Annotated in this window: 17 protein-coding genes; 8 read left to right on the forward strand and 9 right to left on the reverse strand. The window is 60.7% G+C overall.

Going from position 1 to position 21,335, the window contains the following annotated elements; genetic code table 11:
- The first annotated feature begins 31 nt into the window (after positions 1-31).
- From thrC to J9870_RS05330, 3 genes are all read left to right on the forward strand, one after another.
- A complete protein-coding gene (thrC, locus tag J9870_RS05320; protein ID WP_210642996.1) occupies positions 32-1,441 on the forward strand; it encodes a threonine synthase in 1,410 nt (469 codons plus the stop codon).
- Between the two features lie 120 nt (positions 1,442-1,561).
- A complete protein-coding gene (locus J9870_RS05325) occupies positions 1,562-2,932 on the forward strand; it encodes a transporter substrate-binding domain-containing protein (protein ID WP_210642997.1) in 1,371 nt (456 codons plus the stop codon).
- A 184-nt stretch (positions 2,933-3,116) separates the two neighbouring features.
- Entirely contained in the window at positions 3,117-3,404 is a 288-nt protein-coding gene (locus tag J9870_RS05330) for a DUF3509 domain-containing protein (protein ID WP_210642998.1), read from the forward strand.
- Between the two features lie 350 nt (positions 3,405-3,754).
- Here the strand turns inward: J9870_RS05330 and J9870_RS05335 are convergent, their stop codons facing one another.
- Complete coding sequence (locus J9870_RS05335) at positions 3,755-4,954, reverse strand: CaiB/BaiF CoA-transferase family protein (protein WP_210642999.1); 1,200 nt, start codon at positions 4,952-4,954, stop codon at positions 3,755-3,757.
- A gap of 147 nt (positions 4,955-5,101) precedes the next feature.
- On the opposite strand from J9870_RS05335, the gene J9870_RS05340 reads away from it, so the two are divergent.
- The 3 genes from J9870_RS05340 (at position 5,102) to J9870_RS05350 (ending at position 8,814) form a co-directional block, all read left to right on the forward strand.
- Entirely contained in the window at positions 5,102-5,644 is a 543-nt protein-coding gene (locus J9870_RS05340) for a YaeQ family protein (protein WP_003198109.1), read from the forward strand.
- Between the two features lie 66 nt (positions 5,645-5,710).
- Positions 5,711-7,420, forward strand: coding sequence for a single-stranded-DNA-specific exonuclease RecJ (gene recJ / locus J9870_RS05345; protein ID WP_210643000.1), 1,710 nt, complete (start codon positions 5,711-5,713; stop codon positions 7,418-7,420).
- A gap of 287 nt (positions 7,421-7,707) precedes the next feature.
- Positions 7,708-8,814: an NADH:flavin oxidoreductase/NADH oxidase gene (locus tag J9870_RS05350; protein WP_210643001.1), complete on the forward strand. Its 1,107-nt coding sequence runs from the start codon at positions 7,708-7,710 to the stop codon at positions 8,812-8,814.
- Between the two features lie 116 nt (positions 8,815-8,930).
- Here the strand turns inward: J9870_RS05350 and J9870_RS05355 are convergent, their stop codons facing one another.
- Positions 8,931-10,556 carry a glucan biosynthesis protein D gene (locus tag J9870_RS05355; protein WP_210643002.1) on the reverse strand — a complete coding sequence of 542 codons (1,626 nt, stop codon included), beginning with the start codon at positions 10,554-10,556 and terminating at the stop codon, positions 8,931-8,933.
- Positions 10,557-10,918: 362 nt separating this feature from the next.
- On the opposite strand from J9870_RS05355, the gene J9870_RS05360 reads away from it, so the two are divergent.
- Positions 10,919-11,104 carry a hypothetical protein gene (locus J9870_RS05360; protein ID WP_135843868.1) on the forward strand — a complete coding sequence of 62 codons (186 nt, stop codon included), beginning with the start codon at positions 10,919-10,921 and terminating at the stop codon, positions 11,102-11,104.
- A 208-nt stretch (positions 11,105-11,312) separates the two neighbouring features.
- Here J9870_RS05360 and J9870_RS05365 read toward each other — a convergent pair whose 3' ends face one another.
- From J9870_RS05365 to J9870_RS05395, 7 genes are all read right to left on the reverse strand, one after another.
- Positions 11,313-12,737, reverse strand: coding sequence for a gamma-aminobutyraldehyde dehydrogenase (locus J9870_RS05365; protein ID WP_210643003.1), 1,425 nt, complete (start codon positions 12,735-12,737; stop codon positions 11,313-11,315).
- A gap of 157 nt (positions 12,738-12,894) precedes the next feature.
- Complete coding sequence (locus J9870_RS05370) at positions 12,895-13,704, reverse strand: ABC transporter permease (RefSeq protein ID WP_116831540.1); 810 nt, start codon at positions 13,702-13,704, stop codon at positions 12,895-12,897.
- Entirely contained in the window at positions 13,694-14,641 is a 948-nt protein-coding gene (locus J9870_RS05375) for an ABC transporter permease (RefSeq protein ID WP_210643004.1), read from the reverse strand. The genes J9870_RS05370 and J9870_RS05375 overlap by 11 nt, the downstream gene beginning before the upstream one ends.
- A gap of 1 nt (position 14,642) precedes the next feature.
- Positions 14,643-15,680, reverse strand: coding sequence for an ABC transporter ATP-binding protein (locus J9870_RS05380; protein WP_210643005.1), 1,038 nt, complete (start codon positions 15,678-15,680; stop codon positions 14,643-14,645).
- A gap of 191 nt (positions 15,681-15,871) precedes the next feature.
- A complete protein-coding gene (ydcS, locus tag J9870_RS05385; protein WP_210643006.1) occupies positions 15,872-17,023 on the reverse strand; it encodes a putative ABC transporter substrate-binding protein YdcS in 1,152 nt (383 codons plus the stop codon).
- Between the two features lie 90 nt (positions 17,024-17,113).
- Positions 17,114-18,571, reverse strand: coding sequence for a gamma-aminobutyraldehyde dehydrogenase (locus tag J9870_RS05390; RefSeq protein WP_210643007.1), 1,458 nt, complete (start codon positions 18,569-18,571; stop codon positions 17,114-17,116).
- Positions 18,572-18,676: 105 nt separating this feature from the next.
- Positions 18,677-19,591 carry a LysR family transcriptional regulator gene (locus tag J9870_RS05395; protein WP_210643008.1) on the reverse strand — a complete coding sequence of 305 codons (915 nt, stop codon included), beginning with the start codon at positions 19,589-19,591 and terminating at the stop codon, positions 18,677-18,679.
- A 176-nt stretch (positions 19,592-19,767) separates the two neighbouring features.
- Between J9870_RS05395 and J9870_RS05400 the strand changes: the two genes are divergently transcribed.
- Positions 19,768-20,478 (forward strand): tellurite resistance TerB family protein, encoded by a 711-nt coding sequence (locus J9870_RS05400; protein WP_210643009.1) that lies wholly within the window; start codon positions 19,768-19,770, stop codon positions 20,476-20,478.
- Positions 20,479-21,335 lie beyond the last annotated feature (857 nt).

The raw sequence follows: 21,335 nt of genomic DNA on the forward strand, positions 1-21,335 counted from the left end.
AAGCTTGAAGCCCAAACCGAAGGTTTGCCCCATGCGCTATATCAGCACCCGCGGCCAGGCACCGGCCCTGAATTTCGAAGATGTCCTGTTGGCTGGCCTGGCTACCGACGGCGGCCTCTATGTGCCGGAAAACCTGCCGCGTTTCACCCAGGAAGAAATTGCCTCCTGGGCCGGCCTGCCGTATCACGAGCTGGCCTTCCGGGTGATGCGTCCGTTCGTCGCCGGCAGCATTCCGGACGCCGATTTCAAGAAGATTCTGGAAGAGACCTATGGTGTCTTTTCCCACAACGCCATCGCACCGTTGCGTCAGCTCAATGGTAACGAATGGGTGCTGGAGCTGTTCCACGGCCCGACCCTGGCCTTCAAGGACTTCGCCCTGCAACTGCTCGGTCGCTTGCTTGACTACGTGCTGCAAAAGCGTGGCGAGCGGGTAGTCATTGTCGGTGCAACCTCCGGCGATACCGGTTCGGCGGCCATCGAAGGCTGCAAGCATTGCGAAAACGTCGATATTTTCATCCTGCATCCGCACAACCGCGTCTCGGAAGTGCAGCGTCGGCAGATGACGACGATTTTCGGCGATAACATCCACAACATCGCCATCGAGGGTAACTTCGATGACTGCCAGGAAATGGTCAAGGCCAGTTTCGCCGACCAGAGCTTCCTCAAGGGTACGCGGCTGGTGGCAGTGAACTCGATCAACTGGGCGCGGATCATGGCCCAGATCGTTTATTACTTCCATGCGGCCCTGCAACTGGGTGGCCCGGCCCGTTCGGTGTCGTTCTCGGTGCCTACCGGCAACTTCGGCGATATCTTCGCCGGTTACCTGGCGCGCAACATGGGGCTGCCGATCAATCAATTGATCGTCGCCACCAATCGCAACGACATCCTGCATCGCTTCATGAGCGGTAACCAGTACGTCAAGGAAACCCTGCACGCCACGTTGTCGCCTTCGATGGACATCATGGTCTCGTCGAACTTCGAGCGCTTGCTGTTCGACCTGCACGGGCGCAATGGCGCGGCGATTGCCGGCCTGATGGACAGTTTCCGCCAGGGCGGTGGTTTCAGTGTCGAGCCTGAACGCTGGACCGAAGCGCGCAAGCTGTTCGATTCCCTGGCGGTGGACGATGCGCAAACTTGCGAAACCATTGCCGAGGTGTTCGAGCAGAGCGGTGAATTGCTCGATCCGCACACTGCTATCGGCGTGAGAGCCGCCCGTGAGTGCCGTCGTAGCCTGGATATCCCGATGGTGATCCTGGGTACTGCGCACCCGGTCAAGTTTCCGGAAGCTGTGGAGAAAGCAGGCGTAGGAAAAGCACTTGAGCTGCCTGCTCATCTTTCTGATTTGTTTGAGCGAGATGAGCGTTGCACCGTGTTGCCTAACGATCTGAAAGCCGTGCAGGCCTTTGTCAGTCAGCATGGCAACCGCGGCAAGCCGCTCTAACCGCTGAAACCTGTCACATTTTGAAGCCCGTCTCCTGACGGGCTTTCTTGTTTCTGCATGCCAAACTGGCCGGGTTTTCGCCCTTGGAGGGATGGGCGGGTAATCTCGAAGGAAATGCAGATGTTGTTTTTTATCAAAGGCAAACCAGCACTGGGCTGGGTGATGGGCCTGGCCTTGATGTGCTGGGGGGCGAAGGGTGGTGCGGCACAGTTGGCGGCCTTCGAAACGCCACCGTTCGAGCCCGGCGAGCGGGTGGTTCTGGACGTGCAGGAGTTGAAGTGGATCAAGGAGAACCCCCGCGTCATCGTGGCCTCTATGCAGTTTCCGCTGTACCTGTTCAAGAATGAACTGGGGCAGTGGGACGGGCTGAACCATGAAATTCTCCAGCGTATTGCACAAATGACAGGGCTGGAGTTCGTACATCGGGAATCGTTTTCCCCCGGTCAGTTGCTGACGATGCTGGAGAATGGCGAGGCTGACATGACGACTCTCCTGGCAATGAACGATGAGCGTCGGGATTTCCTCAGTTTCAGCCATGCATTTGGCGGTTCCGGCTGGGTGTTCGTCGGCCGCGACGGGGAGTCGGTACTCCATTCGCTGAAGCAGCTTGAGGGCAAGGTCCTGGCGTTGCCGGCACGGCATGCCTTGGAGGCGGAAATCAGGCGCGACTACCCGGCCATCGAATTGCGCACGACCAAGACGTATGGGGAGGCACGGGCGCTGGTGGAGAGCCGGGAGGCCTATGCCACCATCGAAAATGAAACCGGGGTGCATTTGTATCCGGCCGGACAGCTGCAGGTAGGAAGTGGCCTTGAGGGCAAGTGGGAACCGGACTATCTGGCGGTGCGCCAAGACCTGGCTCCGTTACTGAGTATCTTGAATAAAGCGCTGGAAATCTTCCCGGCCGAGGACATGCGCGCCCTGCGCGCCAAATGGATGGCGGGCATTACCCCAGCCCAGGCACCATCGATCTGGTTGCGTATGTCTCGTTGGGGCTACTGGTGCGTGACCGTGGTCGTCTTGTTCGGCTTCCTGTCCCTGTTGTGGAACCGTCGCCTGCAGACACAGATCGATCAACGCCTCAAGGCCGAGGCCGTCCTCAAGGACCAGTTGATGCTCCAGAGAGCCTTGATGGATGCCATTCCCGATCCGATATTCATCCGTGATCTGGAAGGGCGCCTAGTCATGTGCAACAAAAGCTACGAAGAGCAGTTTGCGACTCGCTTCGAAAAACTGCGGGGTACGCGCTGGACCGACTCAGCAGCGTTTCCCCCGGCCACGGCGCAGTTGCTGCATGGGGAAGTGATGGAGCAACTGCGCACCGGCCAGTCTCGATTTGTCGATCGGCAGTTGCTGTTCAACAGCGGGCTGCGGGAGATTTACCATTGGTCGGTGCCCTTCTACGGGGCCGATGGGCAGCTGCGCGGCATTTTAGGCGGCTGGGTGGATGTCGGGCGGCGGTGGAGCCGCTCCGACAAATTCCTCGCTTGAGCGAGGCCGGTCGCCACATAAATGGCTTACCTAGAAGGTTGTTGTTTGCCTGTCATATTGGACGCGCATGCTCGGTTGAACAGGTTTGGGGTGCCGGCTCGGTACGCTGACGAACTTTCTGCTGCAGCCCACGGTCACTTACTGGGTACATGCAGTTGTTTTCGGACTATTGAAGGGTGAGCGAATGGAAAGTATCAACCTATTGCTAGGTGAGGCTTTAAGCCCGTATCAGGTTACGCTGACTCCCTCCGGCGCCAAGGGCGAATGCCGGGTGACGCTGACGAATACCGCTGGGAGCATCATGGTTGAGCGGGTGTTCAACCAGGCTCAATTGACCGACAAGCGCCAACTGACGGACGTGGTCGATGGTCTGCACCGCGATGTACTGATTGCCGAGGGTCGCCTGGAGCCCTGCGTGATCGCGGCGCTGCGCAATCTGGCGCGCGACAAGGTCATGACTGTCCCGAATTGACCGAGATTTTGTGGGAACCTTCTTACGTTCTGGAGAGTCAGATCTTTTACCAACAAGAGCGAGCATTGTGCTCCGGTGCTTGTCGCTTGTTGTACTGACCTCGAATGGTCACGTTTAACCCCGAGTCGTCTCCCCACTTCTCGGGGTTTCTTTTTGTCCGGCATTTAAGATTACAGCTCGCTCAGCCAACTGAGCAGCGCTGAACCCGTGTGGGAGCGGGCTTGCTCGCGATAGCGGTGTGCCAGTCAACATCAAGTCGACTGAACCGATGCTATCGCGAGCAGACTCGCTTCCACAGTTGATCTTCAGTGAACACAGCTTTTCGTTCACGGCAGATCCCATATGGTGCGTTAAATGGCTCCGTCGGCGCGCAATTTGGCGATCTGCTGTGCATCATAGCCAAGCTCCCCGAGTACCTGCGCATTGTGCTCCCCCAATGCCGGTCCGACCCATTCGCAGGTGCCCGGTGTGTCAGAGAGTTTCGGTACGATGCCCGGCATCTTGAACGCCTTGCCGTCTGGCAGCTTGGCCTGTAGGAACATTTCCCGGGCGAGGAACTGCGGGTCGCTGAACATATCCTCGGCGCTGAAGATCCGGCTGGCCGGGACCCCGGCCTGGTTCAGTTGCTCGATAACGGCATCGAGCGGCAGTGAGTTGACCCAACGATCGATGACCCCGTACAACTCGTCGCGGCGGCTGTCACGGCCATCATTGCTGGCCAGTTGCGGGTCATTGGCCAGGTCGTCACGGCCGATGATCTGCATGAAGCGCTTGAAGATCGCGTCGCCATTGGCGCCAATCTGCACATGCTTGCCGTCGGCGCTGGTGTGGATGGATGAGGGGGTGATGCCGGGCATGATATTGCCGGTGCGCTCGCGGATGAAACCGAACACGTCGAATTCCGGCACCATGCTTTCCATCATGGCGAAGATCGCTTCATACAACGCCACATCGACCACTTGTCCGGCCCCGCCATTGATCTCGCGGTGACGCAGGGCCATCAGTGCGCCAATCACGCCCCAGAGCGCCGCGATCGAGTCGCCGATGGAGATTCCGGTGCGCACCGGCGGGCGGTCCTCGAACCCAGTGATGTAGCGCAGTCCACCCATGGACTCACCCACCGCGCCGAACCCGGGCTGGTCTTTCATCGGTCCGGTCTGGCCGAAGCCTGAAAGCCGGACCATTACCAGTTTCGGATTCAGTGCGTGCAACACATCCCAGCCCAGTCCGAGCTTTTCCAGCACGCCGGGGCGAAAATTCTCGATCAGGATGTCGGCTTCGCCGATCAATTTTTTCAGAATCGTCAGGCCTTCAGGGTGCTTGAGGTTCAGGGTCAGGGATTTTTTGTTGCGCGCCTGGACGAACCACCACAACGATGTCCCTTCATACAGCTTGCGCCACTTGCGCAGCGGGTCGCCGCCGTCAGGCGATTCGACCTTGATCACCTCGGCACCGAACTCACCGCAGATGCGCGAGGCAAAAGGCCCGGCGATCAAGGTACCCAGTTCGATGACTTTGACGCCGGCAAGGGGTTTGGCAGTTAGCGACATGAGAAATCCTGTAGGACAAAAGCAGAACGAATAGAGCGTTTTATCATAGGCCAGTGTCAGTCGCCGCAGGTTGATGGTCGGCAATTCGTGGATTGCCCGTGTCATCGGTTAGACTTGCCGCCTTTCCTCGTATCAAGAAGCCCGTTCATGGCCCAGCCGTCCACGACCTATAAGTTTGAACTGAACCTCACTGACCTCGACCGCAATGTGTACGAGAACGTGAAGCAGACCATTGCCCGCCATCCCTCGGAAACCGAGGAGCGCATGACCGTGCGTCTGCTGGCTTACGCTTTCTGGTACAACGAATTGCTGGCATTCGGACGTGGTCTGTCAGACGTCGATGAACCCGCCTTGTGGGAAAAAAGCCTGGATGACCGTGTGTTGCACTGGATCGAAGTCGGCCAGCCCGACGCCGACCGCCTGACCTGGTGCTCGCGTCGCACCGAGCGCACCAGCCTGCTGGCCTACGGCAGCCTACGGGTCTGGGAGGGCAAGGTGATCCCGGCCGTCAAGAATCTGAAGAACGTCAACATCGCCGCTGTGCCTCAAGAAGTGCTCGAAACCCTGGCCCAGGACATGCCTCGCGTAATCAAGTGGGATGTAATGATCAGCGAAGGAACGATTTTCGTGACCGACGACCGTGGCCAGCATGAAGTGCAGTTGCAATGGTTGCTGGGTGAGCGCGGCTGATCCCGCAATGCTGGACAGTGCAATAGACACAATCCCTACGATCCATAGAGAAATATCCGTCACCCCATGCGCATAGAACCCCGCCAGCTACCCGACACCCTGCCATTTCTCGGTGACCTGCCGCCGCTGTTGACCCGCCTGTATGCGGCCCGTGGCGTGCAGTCCGAGGCTGAACTGGACAAGAGCCTGGCGCGTTTGATTCCTTATCAGCAACTCAAGGGCATCGACGCGGCGGTGGATCTGTTGGTGGTGGCGCTGGAGCAACGCCAGCGGATCCTGATCGTCGGCGATTTCGATGCCGACGGTGCGACCGCCAGCACCGTGGGCATGCTCGGGCTACGCTTGCTCGGCGCGGCCCATGTCGACTATCTGGTGCCCAATCGCTTCGAGTATGGCTACGGGCTGACTCCGGAAATCGTCGAAGTCGCCCTGGCTCGTGAGCCGCAGTTGCTGATCACCGTGGACAATGGCATTTCCAGTGTGGAAGGCGTGGCGGCGGCGAAAGCGGCGGGGCTCAATGTGCTGGTCACCGACCACCACTTGCCGGGCCTCGAACTGCCGATGGCCGATGCTATCGTCAACCCGAACCAGCCGGGCTGTGAGTTCCCGAGCAAGGCGCTGGCGGGTGTCGGGGTAATCTTTTATGTGCTGATGGCGCTGCGGGCTCGTCTGCGCGGCCTGGGTTGGTATGCCAGCAAACCCCAGCCGAACATTGGCGAACTGTTGGACCTGGTGGCCTTGGGCAGCGTGGCCGACGTGGTGCCCCTGGACGCCAATAATCGCATTCTGGTGCACCAGGGGCTGGAGCGGATTCGCGCTGGGCGTGCTCGTCCCGGTATCAAGGCCCTCCTCGAAGTGGCCAAGCGTGATCATTCGCGCATCACCTCCACGGACCTCGGGTTTATCCTCGGTCCGCGTCTGAATGCGGCGGGGCGCCTGGACGACATGAGCCTGGGTATCGAGTGCCTGCTCACCGACGATGCGGCCTTGGCGCGGGAGATGGCGGCGCAGCTGGACGGCATGAACCAGGATCGCAAATCCATCGAGCAAGGCATGCAGCGCGAAGCCCTGGCCCAGCTCAAGGACCTGCCGGTGGAGTCGATGCCGTTTGGTTTGTGCCTGTTCGATCCGCAGTGGCACCAAGGGGTTATCGGCATCCTCGCCTCGCGTATGAAAGAGCGCTATTTCCGTCCGACCATCGCCTTTGCCGATGCCGGCGACGGTTTGCTCAAGGGCTCGGGTCGCTCAGTGCCAGGGTTTCATATTCGCGATGCGCTGAGTGTCGTGGCGGCGCAGCATCCGACCCTGATCAGCAAGTACGGCGGTCACGCGATGGCGGCGGGCCTGACCTTGCCGGAAGCGAATTTCCCTTTGTTCGCCGAGGCATTCGACGCTGAAGTGCGTCGGCAATTGCGCGAAGAAGACCTGACCGGACGCCTGCTGTCGGATGGCACCCTGGCGGTGGAGGAATTCCACTTGGAACTGGCCCGGGCGCTGCGTCACGCCGGCCCCTGGGGCCAGCATTTCCCGGAGCCGATGTTCCACGGCCTGTTTCAATTGGTGGAGCAGCGGGTGGTGGGCGAACGGCATCTGAAGGTGGTGCTCAAGAGCGAGTGTGGTTCGGTGAAACTCGATGGCATCGCCTTTGGTATCGACCGTGAGGTTTGGCCAAACCCCACCGTGCGCTGGGTCGAACTGGCCTACAAACTCGACCTCAACGAGTTCCGCGGCCAGGAAACGGTGCAGTTGATGATTGCCCACATCGAGCCGCGGTAGGCATACCCCCGTCTATCGTCCCCGGGCCCTGTAGCGAGGGAGCTTGCTCTCTTGCCACAGGAATTCAGGCAAGCCTTGCGTGAACAGCATTGCGCCACACTGTCGGTTTTTAATTCTGAACCCACCCTGATCCCGGGTTGTCGACTAGGCTCTAAGCACTGCTTGATAGCCGTTGTGACGTCTTGTCGATTTTTCGTTGCCCGCGGGGGCGGGTGTTGCACCTTTTGTCACTCGTCGACTTTTCAAACAGAACCCTGGAGCCTGCCCACTGATTCGAGAGGTGCCCCATGAGTCTGCTGCTGGAACCCTATACCGTTCGCCAATTGACCCTGCCCAATCGCATCGCGGTGTCGCCGATGTGCCAGTATTCAAGCGCCGATGGCTTGGCCAACGACTGGCACCTGGTGCATCTCGGTAGCCGTGCTGTGGGCGGTGCTGGCCTGGTGTTCACCGAGGCCACCGCGGTCACCGCAGATGGCCGCATCACTGCCCAGGACCTGGGGCTGTGGAACGACGAACAGATCGAGCCTCTGCAACGCATCACCCGTTTCATCACCGCTCAGGGCGCCGTGCCGGGTATTCAGCTGGCCCACGCCGGGCGCAAGGCCAGCACCTGGCGCCCGTGGCTGGGCAAGCACGGCAGTGTAAAACCGGAAGACGGCGGCTGGGTGCCGGTGGGTCCGTCCCCGATTGCCTTCGACCCGCAACACACTCCGCCGGCCCAACTGGACGAAGGGCAGATCGCCGGTGTTGTCCAGGCATTCGTCGATTCGGCCAAACGTGCCCTCACGGCGGGCTTCAAAGTGGTCGAGGTCCACGCGGCCCATGGCTATCTGTTGCACCAATTCCTGTCGCCCTTGAGCAATCAGCGGCGTGATCAATATGGCGGCTCGTTCGAGAACCGTATCCGCCTGGTGTTGCAAGTGACCGAAGCGGTGCGGGCCGTCTGGCCTGAAGAGTTGCCAGTGTTCGTGCGCGTCTCTGCCACCGACTGGGTCGAGGACGGTTGGAACCCGGATGAAACCGTGGAGCTGGCACGACGACTCAGGGCCGTGGGAGTGGACTTGATCGATGTGTCATCGGGCGGCACTGCCGCGAATGCGGAGATCCCCACCGGCCCGGGTTACCAGACGCGGTTCGCGGAGCGGGTGCGCAAGGAGTCGGAAATTGCCACCGGCACCGTCGGCATGATTACCGAACCGGCTCAGGCCGAGCACATCCTGCGTACCTGCCAGGCCGACATCATTTTCCTCGCCCGGGAATTGTTACGTGATCCGTACTGGGCCCTGCACGCCGATGATGACCTGGGCGGACGCAAGGCCACGTGGCCGGCGCAGTACCAGCGGGCCACGCATCGGGACCAGCCGATTCATGAGTCGGATTTGCGCGATTGAGTGTTTGGTAACGCAAAAAGCCCCGGTCGATTTGGCCGGGGCTTTTGTTTATCGGACAGGAGTATTCGGTGGCTGTACCGGCCTCATCGCGAGCCAGTCCAGACGCCGAATCAATCTCAGGGATACTTGCGCTTATCCGGCGCCGGTGGGAAGTACTGGTACAGCCAAGTCTCACTCAAGGTCCGGTCTTTGGTGCGAATGAACAGGCGCATCTGCACCGGGTCCACGCGATCGTCGGTCGGGTACCAGTCGAAGGTGATCCGGTAGCCCTTGACCGAATCCAGCAGCAGTACGTTGAAGTCCTTCACCTCGCCATGGGAGCAGGTCACCACCGGTTCGATGCCAGTGCCCGGGGGCAATTGGTCGAGGCCGCCACCGCTGAAGTCCACGGCAAAGCGCCGTGCCCAGACGGTCGGGTAATGCTCGCCCGGTGCCCAGCCTTCGATGAAGCCGCCCATGCCTGAACGGGTCGCGTCGACATGCGCCAGGTCCGTACTCACCGGTGGCAAGGCGCTCCAGTAGAGCTTGTAGCCATAATTCAGTGAATCACCGGCAGCCACCGGTTTTTTCGGTGTCCAGAACGCAACGATGTTATCCAGGGTTTCGCCGGTGGTAGGGATTTCCAGCAGATCGACAGAGCCTTCGCCCCAGGCTGTCGTAGGCTCGACCCACAGGCTCGGGCGCTTGCTGTACCAGTCCACGGTGTCCTGGTAGCTGGCAAAGTCGTGGTCGGTCTGCACCAGGCCGAAGCCTTTCGGGTCCTTGTCGGCATAGGCATTGAATTGCAGGTTGGCGGGGTTGTTCAACGGGCGGCACACCCATTCGCCGTTGCCGCGCCACATGGCCAGGCGGTCGGAGTCGTGGATTTGCGGGTGAATGGTGTCGCACATGCGCCGCTCGACGGTGCCGCAACTGAACATGCTGGTCATGGGGGCGATACCCAGTTGTTCGATGGCGGTACGGGCGTTGATGTGCGCATCGACCTCCATCACCACGCGGGTCGGCTGGCAATCGATGTCAAACCGATAGGCCCCGGTGGCGCTGGGGGAGTCGAGCAGGGCGTAGACCACGAAACGGGTGCTGTTCTTGTCCGGGGTTTCGAACCAGAACTTGGTGAAGTCCGGGAACTCCTCACGTTTCTTGGCGTAGGTGTCGATGGCCAATCCGCGGGCGGACAGCCCGTATTGGCCACTGGCGTCCACGGCGCGGAAATAACTGGCCCCCAGAAACGAAAGGATGTCGTGACGATCCAGCTCCGGTGCCTTGAACACCCGAAACCCGGAAAAGCCCAGGTCACCGGTCAGCTGCGAGGTGTTGACCGTGGTCTTCTCATAGTTGAACAGCTCCGGGCGGAAGTGCACTTCACGGGCCTGGCGGGTCTTGGGATCGACGCTGTACATGCGCACTGGCTGCTTGAAGCCCATGCCGACATGGAAAAATTGCACGTCCAACTGACCGTCCAGCTGGTTCCACAAGGAGTGGTTGGCGTCGTACTGGATCGCGTTGAACTGCAGGGGCGACATCAGGGCCAGGGTTTGCGGCAGGACTTGCTTAGTGTCGACGTAGCGGCTCGCGGCCAGTTGCCGGGCCTGGTCTTTCAGGGCATTGAAATCGAAAGGACGGGCTTCGCCATCGGCGGTCTGATCGGCAGCCCAGGCGCGTGCGGCCATGAGGCCGGAGGCCGAAAGTCCGGTGTAGGCGGCGAAGGCCATGGAGGCCTTGAGCAGGTTCCTGCGGTGCATAGATACAACCTTTCTCGAAAAAATCCCGAGCCGTTCCTGGCCGCGAAGATTGATGAAGGAGTTCGAACATGCCTTTGGCCAAACGCAACAGACGTTAGAACAGATACCTGAGAGCTGGATCGGTTCACCAAGGGGCAAAATCATAGGGGATATGCGGGCATATAGAGAAAGGAAAGCGCGGCTTAGTTAAATTTTCTTACAGATATTTCTTTTTTTATCAGGATTTCGGCTTTTTTTGACTAATTACTCTAAAACTCCCTTTTCACGCTATGAATCCTCCCTATTCTTTAGCTTGATAGACGGTTCGATCCGCGATGCAGACGGCGCTATCAGGCCATTCGACGTACAGAAGGACAACGTTCATGACAAAAATACAGGGCATTACCGAAATGCTGGGGATCTTTCCAGGCCTGATCAACCCGCGCAGGACGCGCCGGCTCAGCCTGGAAGAGTTAAGGCTGGTGGAGCGCTATCGGGAACTGTCGGAAAACGACCGGATCGCTATGCGCTACCTGGTGGATGCGATGCGCAGTGTTTCCAGATTCTGATCAAGCACGGTGATGATGGCCAGGCCTTCTTCCACACGAAAGGACAAAACGGGCGAGGCCATGGCTAATCTCCAAGGTGTATACGTTGTCGACGCGCTAGGTCCTGCCAGGATTTCCGTCAACCGGCGAGCGTGCACCAGTCGACGAAAACCTTGGCAGCGCGCAGGCAGGGCGAGCGCGAGCGTGTGTTGCTAACGTTGTCTTGGCTTCAATGCTTGAACATCACATGCCGCACCACCGTGTAGTCCTCCAGCCCATACATGGACATGTCCTTGCCATAGCCGGAACGTTTCTGACCGCCATGGGGCATTTCGCTGACGAGCATGAAGTGAGTGTTGACCCAGGTGCAGCCGTATTGCAGGCGTGCCGACAGGCGATGGGCGCGGCCGATGTCGGCGGTCCACACCGATGAGGCCAGGCCATAGTCCGAATCGTTGGCCCAGGCCAGTACCTGCGCTTCGTCGACGAAGGGGGTGACGGATACCACCGGGCCGAAAACTTCCCGACGGACGATTTCGTCGTCCTGCTGGGCGTCGGCCAATACCGTTGGTTCGAAGAAGAACCCGTTGCCCTCCACCGCCTTGCCACCGGTGATCAGGCGGATATGCGGCTGGGCGATGGCCCGTTCGACGAACCCTGCCACGCGGTCACGGTGCTGGGCGGTGATCAGCGGCCCCATTTCGGTGTCCGGCGCCGTTTGCAGGCCATACATGATGCTGCTCACTGCGGCGCCGAGCTTTTCGACAAACTGCTCGTAGATGCCTTGCTGGGCATAGATGCGGCACGCGGCGGTGCAGTCCTGGCCAGCATTGTAGAAACCGAAGGTGCGGATGCCTTCCACCGCCGCGTCGATGTCGGCGTCGTCGAAAATGATCACCGGGGCCTTGCCGCCCAGCTCCATGTGCGTGCGCTTGACGCTGTCGGCAGTGCTGGAAATGATGTTTGCGCCGGTGGCGATGGAGCCGGTCAGTGACACCATGCGCACTTTTGGATGGGTCACCAGCGGCTGGCCGACGGTCTGCCCACGACCGAACACCACGTTGAGCACACCTGCCGGGAAAATTTCCGATGCCAGTTCCGCCAGGCGTAACGCGGTCAGCGGGGTCTGTTCCGACGGCTTGAGCACCACGGTATTACCGGCGGCCAGGGCCGGGGCGATTTTCCAGGCGACCATCATCAGCGGGTAGTTCCACGGTGCGATGGAGGCGACCACGCCCACCGGGTCGCGGCGGATCATCGAGGTGTGCCCCGGCAGGTATTCGCCGCCCGCCGAGCCGCTCATGCAGCGGCTGGCGCCGGCAAAGAAGCGGAACACATCGGCGATCGCCGGGATCTCGTCGTTCAGCGCGGCGCTCAGGGGTTTGCCGCAATTGTCCGATTCCAGTTTTGCCAGTTCTTCGCCGTGGGCTTCGATGGCATCGGCCAGTTTGAGTAACAGCAGGGAACGGTCCTTGGGCGGGACCTGGGACCAGCTTTCAAAGGCACTGTCGGCCGCACGCACAGCGGCATCGACCTGGGCTTCGCTGGCCTCATTGATTTCCACCAGCACCCGACCCAGCGCGGGGTTGAACACAGCCTGGCCGGGGCCTTCGCCGTTTACCAGGTGACCGTTGATCAGCAGTTTGGTTTGCATGTTCATGTCCTCTTGAAGGTTTCCAAGTCCCCTGTGGGGAGCGAGCTTGCTCGCGATAGCGGTGGATCATTCACCCTTTACAGCGATTGACACGACGCCTTCGCGAGCAAGCTCGCTCCCACAGGATTGCGGTCCCACAGTGAGCGATCACCGTTGATCATTTCCCGCCACTCCCCGCCACGCTCTCACCGCCCCGGGTCAGGTAATAAGCGCCCAGTATCGGCAGCATCGTTACTATCATCACCAGCATCGCCACCACATTGGTCACCGGCACGTCGCGGGGGCGGCTGAGCTGGTTGAGCAACCACAGCGGCAGGGTGCGTTCGTGGCCGGCGGTGAAGGTGGTGACGATGATTTCGTCGAACGACAGCGCAAACGCCAGCATCCCGCCAGCCAGTAGCGCCGAGCCGAGATTGGGCAGGATGATGTAGCGAAAGGTCTGCCAGCCGTCGGCACCCAGGTCCATCGAGGCCTCGATCAGGCTGTGGGACGTGCGGCGCAGGCGGGCGATGACGTTGTTGTAGACGATCACCACACAGAAGGTCGCGTGACCGACGATGATGGTGAACATGCCAGGCTCGATCCCCAGGGTCTTGAAGGTCGCCAGCAGGGCAATGCCGGTGATGATGCCTGGCAGGGCAATTGGCAGGATCAGCATCAGCGAAATGCCCTGCTTGCCGAAGAAGTCGCGACGGTACAGTGCGGCCGAGGCCAGCGTACCGAGCACCATGGCGATCAGCGTGGCGATGGCCGCGATCTGTAGCGACAGCTTGATCGCCTCCAGTACATCCGGGCGCGCGAAGGCGACGCTGAACCACTTCAGGGTCAGGCCCTTGGGCGGAAAGCTGAACGCGGCGTCTTCGGTGTTGAAGGCGTAGAGGAAGATGATCAGGATCGGGAAATGCAGGAACACCAGCCCGCCCCACGCAGCGATCTTCAGGCCCCAGGATGATTTTTCAGAGTGCATCGAAAGCCCCCAGGCGCTTGACGATAGACAGGTAGATGGCAATCAGCACAATGGGCACCAGCGTGAACGCCGCGGCCATGGGCATGTTGCCGATGGCGCCTTGCTGGGCGTAGACCATGCTGCCGACGAAATAACCCGGCGGGCCCACCAATTGCGGCACGATGAAATCCCCCAACGTCAGCGAGAAGGTGAAGATCGAGCCGGCGGCAATGCCCGGGATCGACAGCGGCAAGATCACCTGCATGAACGTCTGGCGCGGTCTGGCGCCCAAGTCTGCCGAGGCTTGCAGCAGCGACGGTGGCAAGCGTTCCAGGGACGCCTGGATCGGCAGGATCATGAACGGCAGCCAGATGTAGACGAACACCAGGAAACGTCCCAGGTGTGAGGTGGACAAGGTGCTGCCGCCCACGCCGGGAATCCCCAGAACGAACTGCAACAGTGGTTCCAGCCCCAGGTGCTGGACGAACCATTGCGCCACGCCGCCCTTGGCCAGCAGCAGCGTCCAGGCATAGGCCTTGACGATGTAGCTGGCCCACATCGGCAGCATCACCGCGATGTAGAAAAACGCCTTGGTCTTGCCGCTGGTGTAGCGCGCCATGTAGTAGGCAATCGGGAACGCGACGATGGCGCTGGCGATGGACACGACGATGGCCATGCTCAAGGTGCGCAGGATGATGTCGAAGTTCGACGGTTGGAACAGTGCCGTGAAGTTCGCCAGGGTCAGGTCGGGGGTGACCGCCATGGTGAAGTCATCGAAAGTGTAGAAGCCCTGCCAGAGCAAGGTCAGCAGCGAGCCCAGGTAGATCGCACCGAACCAGATCAACGGCGGCACCAGCAACATCGACAGGTAGAGGTTGGGGCGGCGGTACAGCAGGTTGGAAAAACGCCGCAACGGCGAACCGGATGCAGGCGTTTGGTTGATGGCCAGGGTGTTCATCTCACACCTCACTGCCGACAGTATCATGCAGTGCGACCATCGCCTCCCGCGCCCAGCGTACGCTCAGGTGCTGGCCGGTCTGGTGCTGGGCGGTGTTGTCGAGCCACTGGGTATTGGCCTGGCTGAGGTTCAGGGTCTGGCCGTTGGCAAGCTTCAACTCGTAGCGCGTGGCGCTGCCCTGGTATTGGATGTCGTGAAGCAGACCGTGGACTTCTATTTCATGAGCGGCCAATGGGCCCTCGGCGAAGCGCACGTGTTCCGGACGGATCGAGAACGGCTGTGGGGAACCGCTCAGTTCTCGGGCCAGTTCACCGCGAATCACATTGGAAGTACCGACGAATTCAGCGACGAAAGTGGTTGCCGGTTTCATGTACAGGTTGCGCGGTGTATCGACCTGTTCGATGCGGCCCTTGTTGAACACCGCCACGCGGTCGGACATCGACAAGGCTTCGGTCTGGTCGTGGGTGACGAAAATGAAGGTGATGCCCAACTGGCGCTGCAGTTTCTTCAACTCGCCCTGCATCTGTTCGCGCAGCTTCAGGTCGAGGGCGCCCAGCGGTTCGTCCAGCAGCAACACCCGCGGGCGGTTGACCAGGGCACGGGCCAGGGCCACGCGTTGACGCTGGCCGCCTGAGAGTTGCACCGGCTTGCGCTCGCCATAGCCACCCAGGGCCACCATCTCCAGTGCTTCGTCGGCGCGCTTGATGCGCTCGGCCTTGGCGACGCCTTTGACTTTCAAACCGTAGGCCACGTTGTCGCGCACATTCATATGCGGGAAGAGCGCGTAATCCTGGAACACCGTGTTGACGTCCCGCTGATAGGGCGGCAGCCCGGCGGCTTCTTCGCCATGGATGCAGATCGAGCCGGCACTGGGTTGTTCGAACCCGGCGATCAAGCGCAGGCAGGTGGTCTTGCCTGAGCCGGAAGGGCCCAGCATGGAAAAGAACTCGCCGTCCTGAATGTCGATGGAAACCCGGTCAACGGCCTTCACTTCGCCAAACTGACGGGATACCTGGGTGAATTGGACTGCAAGCGTCATGGTGCGGGGCTCCAGAAAGCGCGACTTCTATTGGATTGTTGGTGGGGGCCGGACATCGGATCTGTGGGAGCAATGCTTGCTCGCGATACAGGCGCCTCGGTTCCCCGAGAGACCGCGTCATCTTCATCGCGGGCAAGCCTTGTTCCCACACAAGAGCGGTGTTCAGCTGGGTTTCCTAAGCCGACAGAGGCTTACCGCCCACCCATGATCGCAATGTAGTCCTGGGTCCAGCGGCTGTACGGCACGAACTTGCCGCCCTCGGCCTGCGGGGTTTTCCAGAAGGCGATCTTGTCGAACTGGTCGAAGCCGTTGGTCTTGCAGCCTTCGGCACCGAGCAGCTCGCTGCCCTTGCACGCCGCCGGCACCGCTGGCAACGAGCCAAACCAGGCGGCCACGTCACCCTGGACTTTGGGTTGCAGCGACCAGTCCATCCACTTGTAGGCGCAATTAGGGTGCTTGGCCTCGGCGTGCAGCATCGTGGTGTCGGCCCAACCGGTGGCGCCTTCTTTCGGAATGGTCGAGGCGATCGGTTGTTTTTCGTTCATCAGGCCGTTGACCTGATACGGCCAGGCGCCGGACGCCACCACACCTTCGTTCTTGAAGTCGCTCATCTGCACGGTGGTGTCGTGCCAGTAGCGGTGGATCAACGGTTGCTGGGCCCGCAGTAATTCCAGCACGGCCTTGTACTGCGCTTCGTCGAGTTGGTACGGGTCCTTGATCCCCAGTTCTGGCTTGGCGGTCTTGAGGTACAGCGCCGCGTCGGCGATGTAGATCGGGCCATCGTAGGCTTGCACACGACCTTTGTTCGGCTTGCCGTCGGGCAGGTTCTGGGCGTTGAATAGCACGCCCCAACTGGTCGGTGCCTGCTTGAATACCTCGGTGTTGTACATCAGTACGTTCGGGCCCCACTGATACGGGGTGCCGTAGGTCTGCTGGTTGACCACATACCACGGTGCATCCTTGAGGCGTGGGTCGAGGTTCTTCCAGTTGGCGATCAATGCCGTGTTGATCGGCTGCACCCGCTTGCCGGCAATCAGTCGCAGCGAGGCGTCACCCGAGGCAGTGACCAGGTCGTAGCCGCCCTTGGACATCAGGCTGACCATTTCGTCGGACGTCGCGGCGGTTTTCACATTGACCTTGCAGCCGGTTTCCTTCTCGAAACCGGTCACCCAGTCGTAGGCTTTGTCGCTTTCACCGCGTTCGATGTAACCCGGCCAGGCGACGATATCCAGTTGGCCTTCGCCGGCGCCAACGGCCTTGAGCGGTTCGGCGGCCTGGAGGCTGACACTGGTCAACAGCGCGGTGGTAATTGCGCTGAGCAATACGGTCTTGTGCGCGTACATGGAAATCCCTCTTGCTTTAATTATGGTCGGGGCAGTGTTTCAACGGGGTGAAGCGCCATTGAAGGCCTGTTATTAGAGTAGTGCTGTTATCTACAGATGCTGGCCGTGGCGGGCCATGATGTGGCGCACCACGCTGTAGTCCTGGAGCGAATCGCTGGACAGATCTTTCCCATAACCCGAACGTTTCAGGCCGCCGTGGGGCATTTCGCTGACCAGCATGAAGTGGCTGTTGATCCAAGTGCAGCCGTATTGCAGTCGCGCCGCCACCTGCATCGCCTTGTCCAGGTTCTGGGTCCACACCGAGGACGCCAGGCCGTACTCGGAGTCGTTGGCCCAGTCCACTGCCTGGCTGAGTTCGTCGAAGCGGGTCACGGTGACCACTGGGCCGAACACTTCGCGCTGGACGATTTCATCGTTTTGCTTGCAGCCGGCCAGCAGCGTGGGTTGGTAATAGAAACCGGCGCCAGAATGCACGGCCGCCCCAGTGATTCGCTCGATGTGCGGTTGGCCGAGGGCGCGCTCAACGAAACTGGCGACCCGGTCGCGCTGGCGGGTGCTGATGAGCGGGCCGATTTCATTGTCGGCATCGCGCTTGCCGGCAAAGCGCAGGCTGCTGACCGCCGCGCCGAGCTCGGCCACCAGGCGGTCATGAATCGCGCCTTGGGCGTAGATCCGGCACGCTGCGGTGCAATCCTGCCCGGCGTTGTAATAACCGTAGGTGCGCACGCCTTCGACCACCGCCTGGAGGTCGGCGTCGTTGCACACGATCACCGGCGCCTTGCCGCCCAGCTCCAGGTGCGTGCGCTTGAGGGTTTTCGCCGCCGCCTGGAGGATCTTCTGCCCGGTGACGATATCGCCGGTCAGCGAAACCATGCGCACTTTGGGATGGCTGACCAGATGGCTGCCGACCCCTTCGCCACCCCCGCAGATGATGTTGATCACACCTCGTGGCAGGATCTCGGCCAGTGTTGGCGCCAAGGCCAGGACTGACAGCGGCGTGTGTTCCGACGGTTTGAACACCAGCGTATTGCCGGCGGCCAGGGCCGGGGCGATCTTCCACGCGGCCATCATGATCGGGTAATTCCACGGCGCGATGGACGCCACCACGCCAATCGGGTCGCGGCGCACCATGCTGGTGTAGCCGGGCAGGTATTCGCCACTGAGCTGGCCGGTCTGGCAGCGTACGGCGCCAGCAAAGAAACGGAACACGTCCACTGTGGCGTTCAGGTCATCCTGGCGTGCCAGGTGCAGCGGCTTGCCGCAGTTCAGGGATTCGAGGCGGGCCAGGTAGTCGGCGTTTTTCTCGATGGCACTGGCAATCTCCAGCAGCAGGTTCGAGCGCTGTTGCGGCGTGGTACGCGACCATCCGGCGAAGGCACGGTGGGCGGCCAGGATGGCGGCCTCAACCTGCTCGGTGCCGGCCTCGGCGATGTGTGTCAGGACTTCGCCTGTGGCCGGGTTGAGGATCGGCTCGACAAACCCGTCACCGGGGACCAATTCCCCGTCGATCAGCAACGCGGTACACAACGGAGTTTGCGTGCCAGCCATGTTCGCGTTCTCTATAAAAGGGGGGGCTACTGCTGTCAGTGATGCAGCAAGACTAGTGCTCAGCCTTAAACCCGACAAATTCTAAATACTCAAGGCTGCATTCGATTAAATAGATGGCTTGCGTCCACCATGGGGTTGTTCCCGGGCGACAGTCAAAAACGGATCGACCAACGCCGGTCGCGCGGTGCCCCGGCGCCAGGCCAGGCCCACATCGAGGGTCTGGCTGAGGTCGGCAATCGGGCGCGCCTCGATGATGTCGCCCTCCAGCGACCACGGGCGGTAGGTCATGTCTGGCTGTATCGACACCCCCAATCCGGCCGCCACCAGGCTGCGCACCGCTTCGGTCGAGGCGGTGCGCAGGGTGATCTTCGGTTGCAGGCCGGCACCGCGCCACAGGCGCTGGGCGTTGCGGTCCATCTCATCGACATTGAGTTGGATCAGCGGCTCGCGGGCGACATCGGCCAGGTTGATGCTGTCATGTTCCAGCAGCGGATGCTGGGCCGGCAGCCACAAGCGGTGGGGCGAATGGGTCAATACTTCGGTTTGCAAGGCGTGACGGTCTTCGAGGTTGGAGAGGATCAGTACCCCGACGTCAATTTCGCCACTGACCAGCAGATGCTCGATGTACGGCCGTTCGTCTTCCATCACGCGGATCGCCACATTGGGGTAGGCGCGCTGGAAGCGGGTCAGCAGATCCGCCAGGTAATAACCGGCCACCAGGCTGGTGACGCCGATGGTGACTTGGCCGGCCACCTGGTCGGTGCTTTGTTGCAGGCTGCGTTTGGCGTTGTCGACGGTGGCCAGGATCAAGTGGGCCTGGCGCAGGAATTGATGCCCCTGGTGAGTCAGGGTCATGCCCTTGGCGTGGCGATTGAACAGGCTGACACCGATTTCCTGTTCCAGTTGCTGGATGGCCAGGGTCAAGGTGGACTGGGAAATGAATGCGGTTTGCGCGGCGGCGGAGATCGAACCGGTTTCGGCTACGGCGATGAAATGACGGATCTGGCGCAGGGTCATCATGGACGAATATCCGGTAGGCGGTTTTATCGAATGATCTGAGTGTATATCGTTTTTTTTGAGGCTCAGTGAGCGCTTCAGGCAACATCTCGAAGCAATCTCGCTGAGGAGACCGGGCACTTTCGTTCTAGGCTGGGGGCCTTAATGATCCGGTTAACCCGAATGTGTGGAGGTCTTAAATGAACACCCGTGGATTGCTCGATCAGCTACTCAAGTCCGGTCAGGAAATGTTGCAGAACAAGGCTGGCGGTGCCCAGGGCAAGTCGTCAGGCGGTTTGGGCGGCTTGCTCGGCGGCTCCGGAGGGCTGGGCGGGATGCTTTCCGGCGCGGGTGGCGGGGCGTTGGCCGCCGGGGCCATGGGCCTGCTACTGGGCAACAAGAAAGCCCGCAACTTCGGCGGCAAGGCCCTGGCCTATGGTGGCCTGGCCGCCTTGGGCGTGATCGCCTACAAAGCCTATGGCAACTGGCAGGCCCAGCAGGGCAACGCACCGAAAACCGAACCGCAGACCCTGGATCGCGTTCCCCCGGCACAGGTCGAGCAGCACAGCCAGGCGATCCTCAAGGCGCTGGTGGCAGCGGCCAAGGCCGATGGCCACGTGGACGAGCGTGAGCGCCAGTTGATCGAAGGCGAATTCACCAAGCTCGATAATGACCAGGAACTGCAACACTGGCTGCACGCTGAACTCAACAAACCCTTGGACCCCACCGACGTCGCCCGCGCTGCCAGCACCCCGGAAATGGCCGCGGAGATGTACATCGCCAGCGTCATGTTGGTGGACGAGGAAAACTTCATGGAGAAATCCTACCTCGATGAACTGGCACGCCAACTCAAGCTGGAACCGGGGTTGAAGGTGGAGCTGGAGAAGCAGGTTCGGCAGGCAGCTCTATAAAACAATCCCAACATCAGTCCTTGTGGGAGCGAGCCTGCTCGCGATGGCGCCCGGTCAGTCACAGCATCGTTGGCTGATACACCGCTATCGCGAGCAGGCTCGCTCCCACAATGGTTTTGTGTCGTTTGACAGTCCTGTATCCAACGCATTTTCCCGTGGGAGCGAGCCTGCTCGCGATGGCGCCCGGTCAGTCACAGCATCGTTGGCTGATGCACCGCTATCGCGAGCAAGCTCGCTCCCGCAATGGTTTTGTGTCGTTTGACAGTCCTGTATCCAACGCATTTTCCCGTGGGAGCGAGCTTGCTCGCGATGGCGCCCGATCAGTCACAGCGTCGTTGGCTGATGCACCGCTATCGCGAGCAAGCTCGCTCCCACAATGGTTTTGTGTCGTTTGACAGTCCTGTATCCAACGCATTTTCCCGTGGGAGCGAGCCTGCTCGCGATGGCGTCCGGTCAGTCACAGCATCGTTGGCTGATGCACCGCTATCGCGAGCAAGCTCGCTCCCGCAATGGTTTTGTGTCGTTTGACAGTCCTGTATCCAACGCATTTTCCCGTGGGAGCGAGCTTGCTCGCGATGGCGCCCGGTCAGTCACAGCATCGTTGGCTGATGCACCGCTATCGCGAGCAAGCTCGCTCCCGCAATGGTTTTGTGTCGTTTGACAGTCCTGTATCCAACGCATTTTCCCGTGGGAGCGAGCTTGCTCGCGATGGCGCCCGGTCAGTCACAGCATCGTTGGCTGATGCACCGCTATCGCGAGCAGGCTCGCTCCCGCAATGGTTTTGTGTCGTTTGACAGTCCTGTATCCAACGCATTTTCCTGTGGGAGCGAGCTTGCTCGCGATGGCGCCCGGTCAGT

The organism is Pseudomonas sp. Tri1, from assembly GCF_017968885.1.
GTDB lineage: Bacteria > Pseudomonadota > Gammaproteobacteria > Pseudomonadales > Pseudomonadaceae > Aquipseudomonas.

What these genes read in the sequence shown, in the direction of transcription:
- J9870_RS05360 (WP_135843868.1), top strand. Translation starts at nt 10,919, where the DNA reads ATGACAAAAATACAGGGCATTACCGAAATGCTGGGGATCTTTCCAGGC.
- J9870_RS05335 (WP_210642999.1), bottom strand. Translation starts at nt 4,954, where the DNA reads ATGTCGCTAACTGCCAAACCCCTTGCCGGCGTCAAAGTCATCGAACTG.
- J9870_RS05375 (WP_210643004.1), bottom strand. Translation starts at nt 14,641, where the DNA reads ATGAACACCCTGGCCATCAACCAAACGCCTGCATCCGGTTCGCCGTTG.
- J9870_RS05395 (WP_210643008.1), bottom strand. Translation starts at nt 19,591, where the DNA reads ATGATGACCCTGCGCCAGATCCGTCATTTCATCGCCGTAGCCGAAACC.
- ydcS (WP_210643006.1), bottom strand. Translation starts at nt 17,023, where the DNA reads ATGTACGCGCACAAGACCGTATTGCTCAGCGCAATTACCACCGCGCTG.
- thrC (WP_210642996.1), top strand. Translation starts at nt 32, where the DNA reads ATGCGCTATATCAGCACCCGCGGCCAGGCACCGGCCCTGAATTTCGAA.
- J9870_RS05330 (WP_210642998.1), top strand. Translation starts at nt 3,117, where the DNA reads ATGGAAAGTATCAACCTATTGCTAGGTGAGGCTTTAAGCCCGTATCAG.
- recJ (WP_210643000.1), top strand. Translation starts at nt 5,711, where the DNA reads ATGCGCATAGAACCCCGCCAGCTACCCGACACCCTGCCATTTCTCGGT.
- J9870_RS05340 (WP_003198109.1), top strand. Translation starts at nt 5,102, where the DNA reads ATGGCCCAGCCGTCCACGACCTATAAGTTTGAACTGAACCTCACTGAC.
- J9870_RS05365 (WP_210643003.1), bottom strand. Translation starts at nt 12,737, where the DNA reads ATGCAAACCAAACTGCTGATCAACGGTCACCTGGTAAACGGCGAAGGC.
- J9870_RS05380 (WP_210643005.1), bottom strand. Translation starts at nt 15,680, where the DNA reads ATGACGCTTGCAGTCCAATTCACCCAGGTATCCCGTCAGTTTGGCGAA.
- J9870_RS05390 (WP_210643007.1), bottom strand. Translation starts at nt 18,571, where the DNA reads ATGGCTGGCACGCAAACTCCGTTGTGTACCGCGTTGCTGATCGACGGG.
- J9870_RS05400 (WP_210643009.1), top strand. Translation starts at nt 19,768, where the DNA reads ATGAACACCCGTGGATTGCTCGATCAGCTACTCAAGTCCGGTCAGGAA.
- J9870_RS05370 (WP_116831540.1), bottom strand. Translation starts at nt 13,704, where the DNA reads ATGCACTCTGAAAAATCATCCTGGGGCCTGAAGATCGCTGCGTGGGGC.
- J9870_RS05350 (WP_210643001.1), top strand. Translation starts at nt 7,708, where the DNA reads ATGAGTCTGCTGCTGGAACCCTATACCGTTCGCCAATTGACCCTGCCC.
- J9870_RS05355 (WP_210643002.1), bottom strand. Translation starts at nt 10,556, where the DNA reads ATGCACCGCAGGAACCTGCTCAAGGCCTCCATGGCCTTCGCCGCCTAC.
- J9870_RS05325 (WP_210642997.1), top strand. Translation starts at nt 1,562, where the DNA reads ATGTTGTTTTTTATCAAAGGCAAACCAGCACTGGGCTGGGTGATGGGC.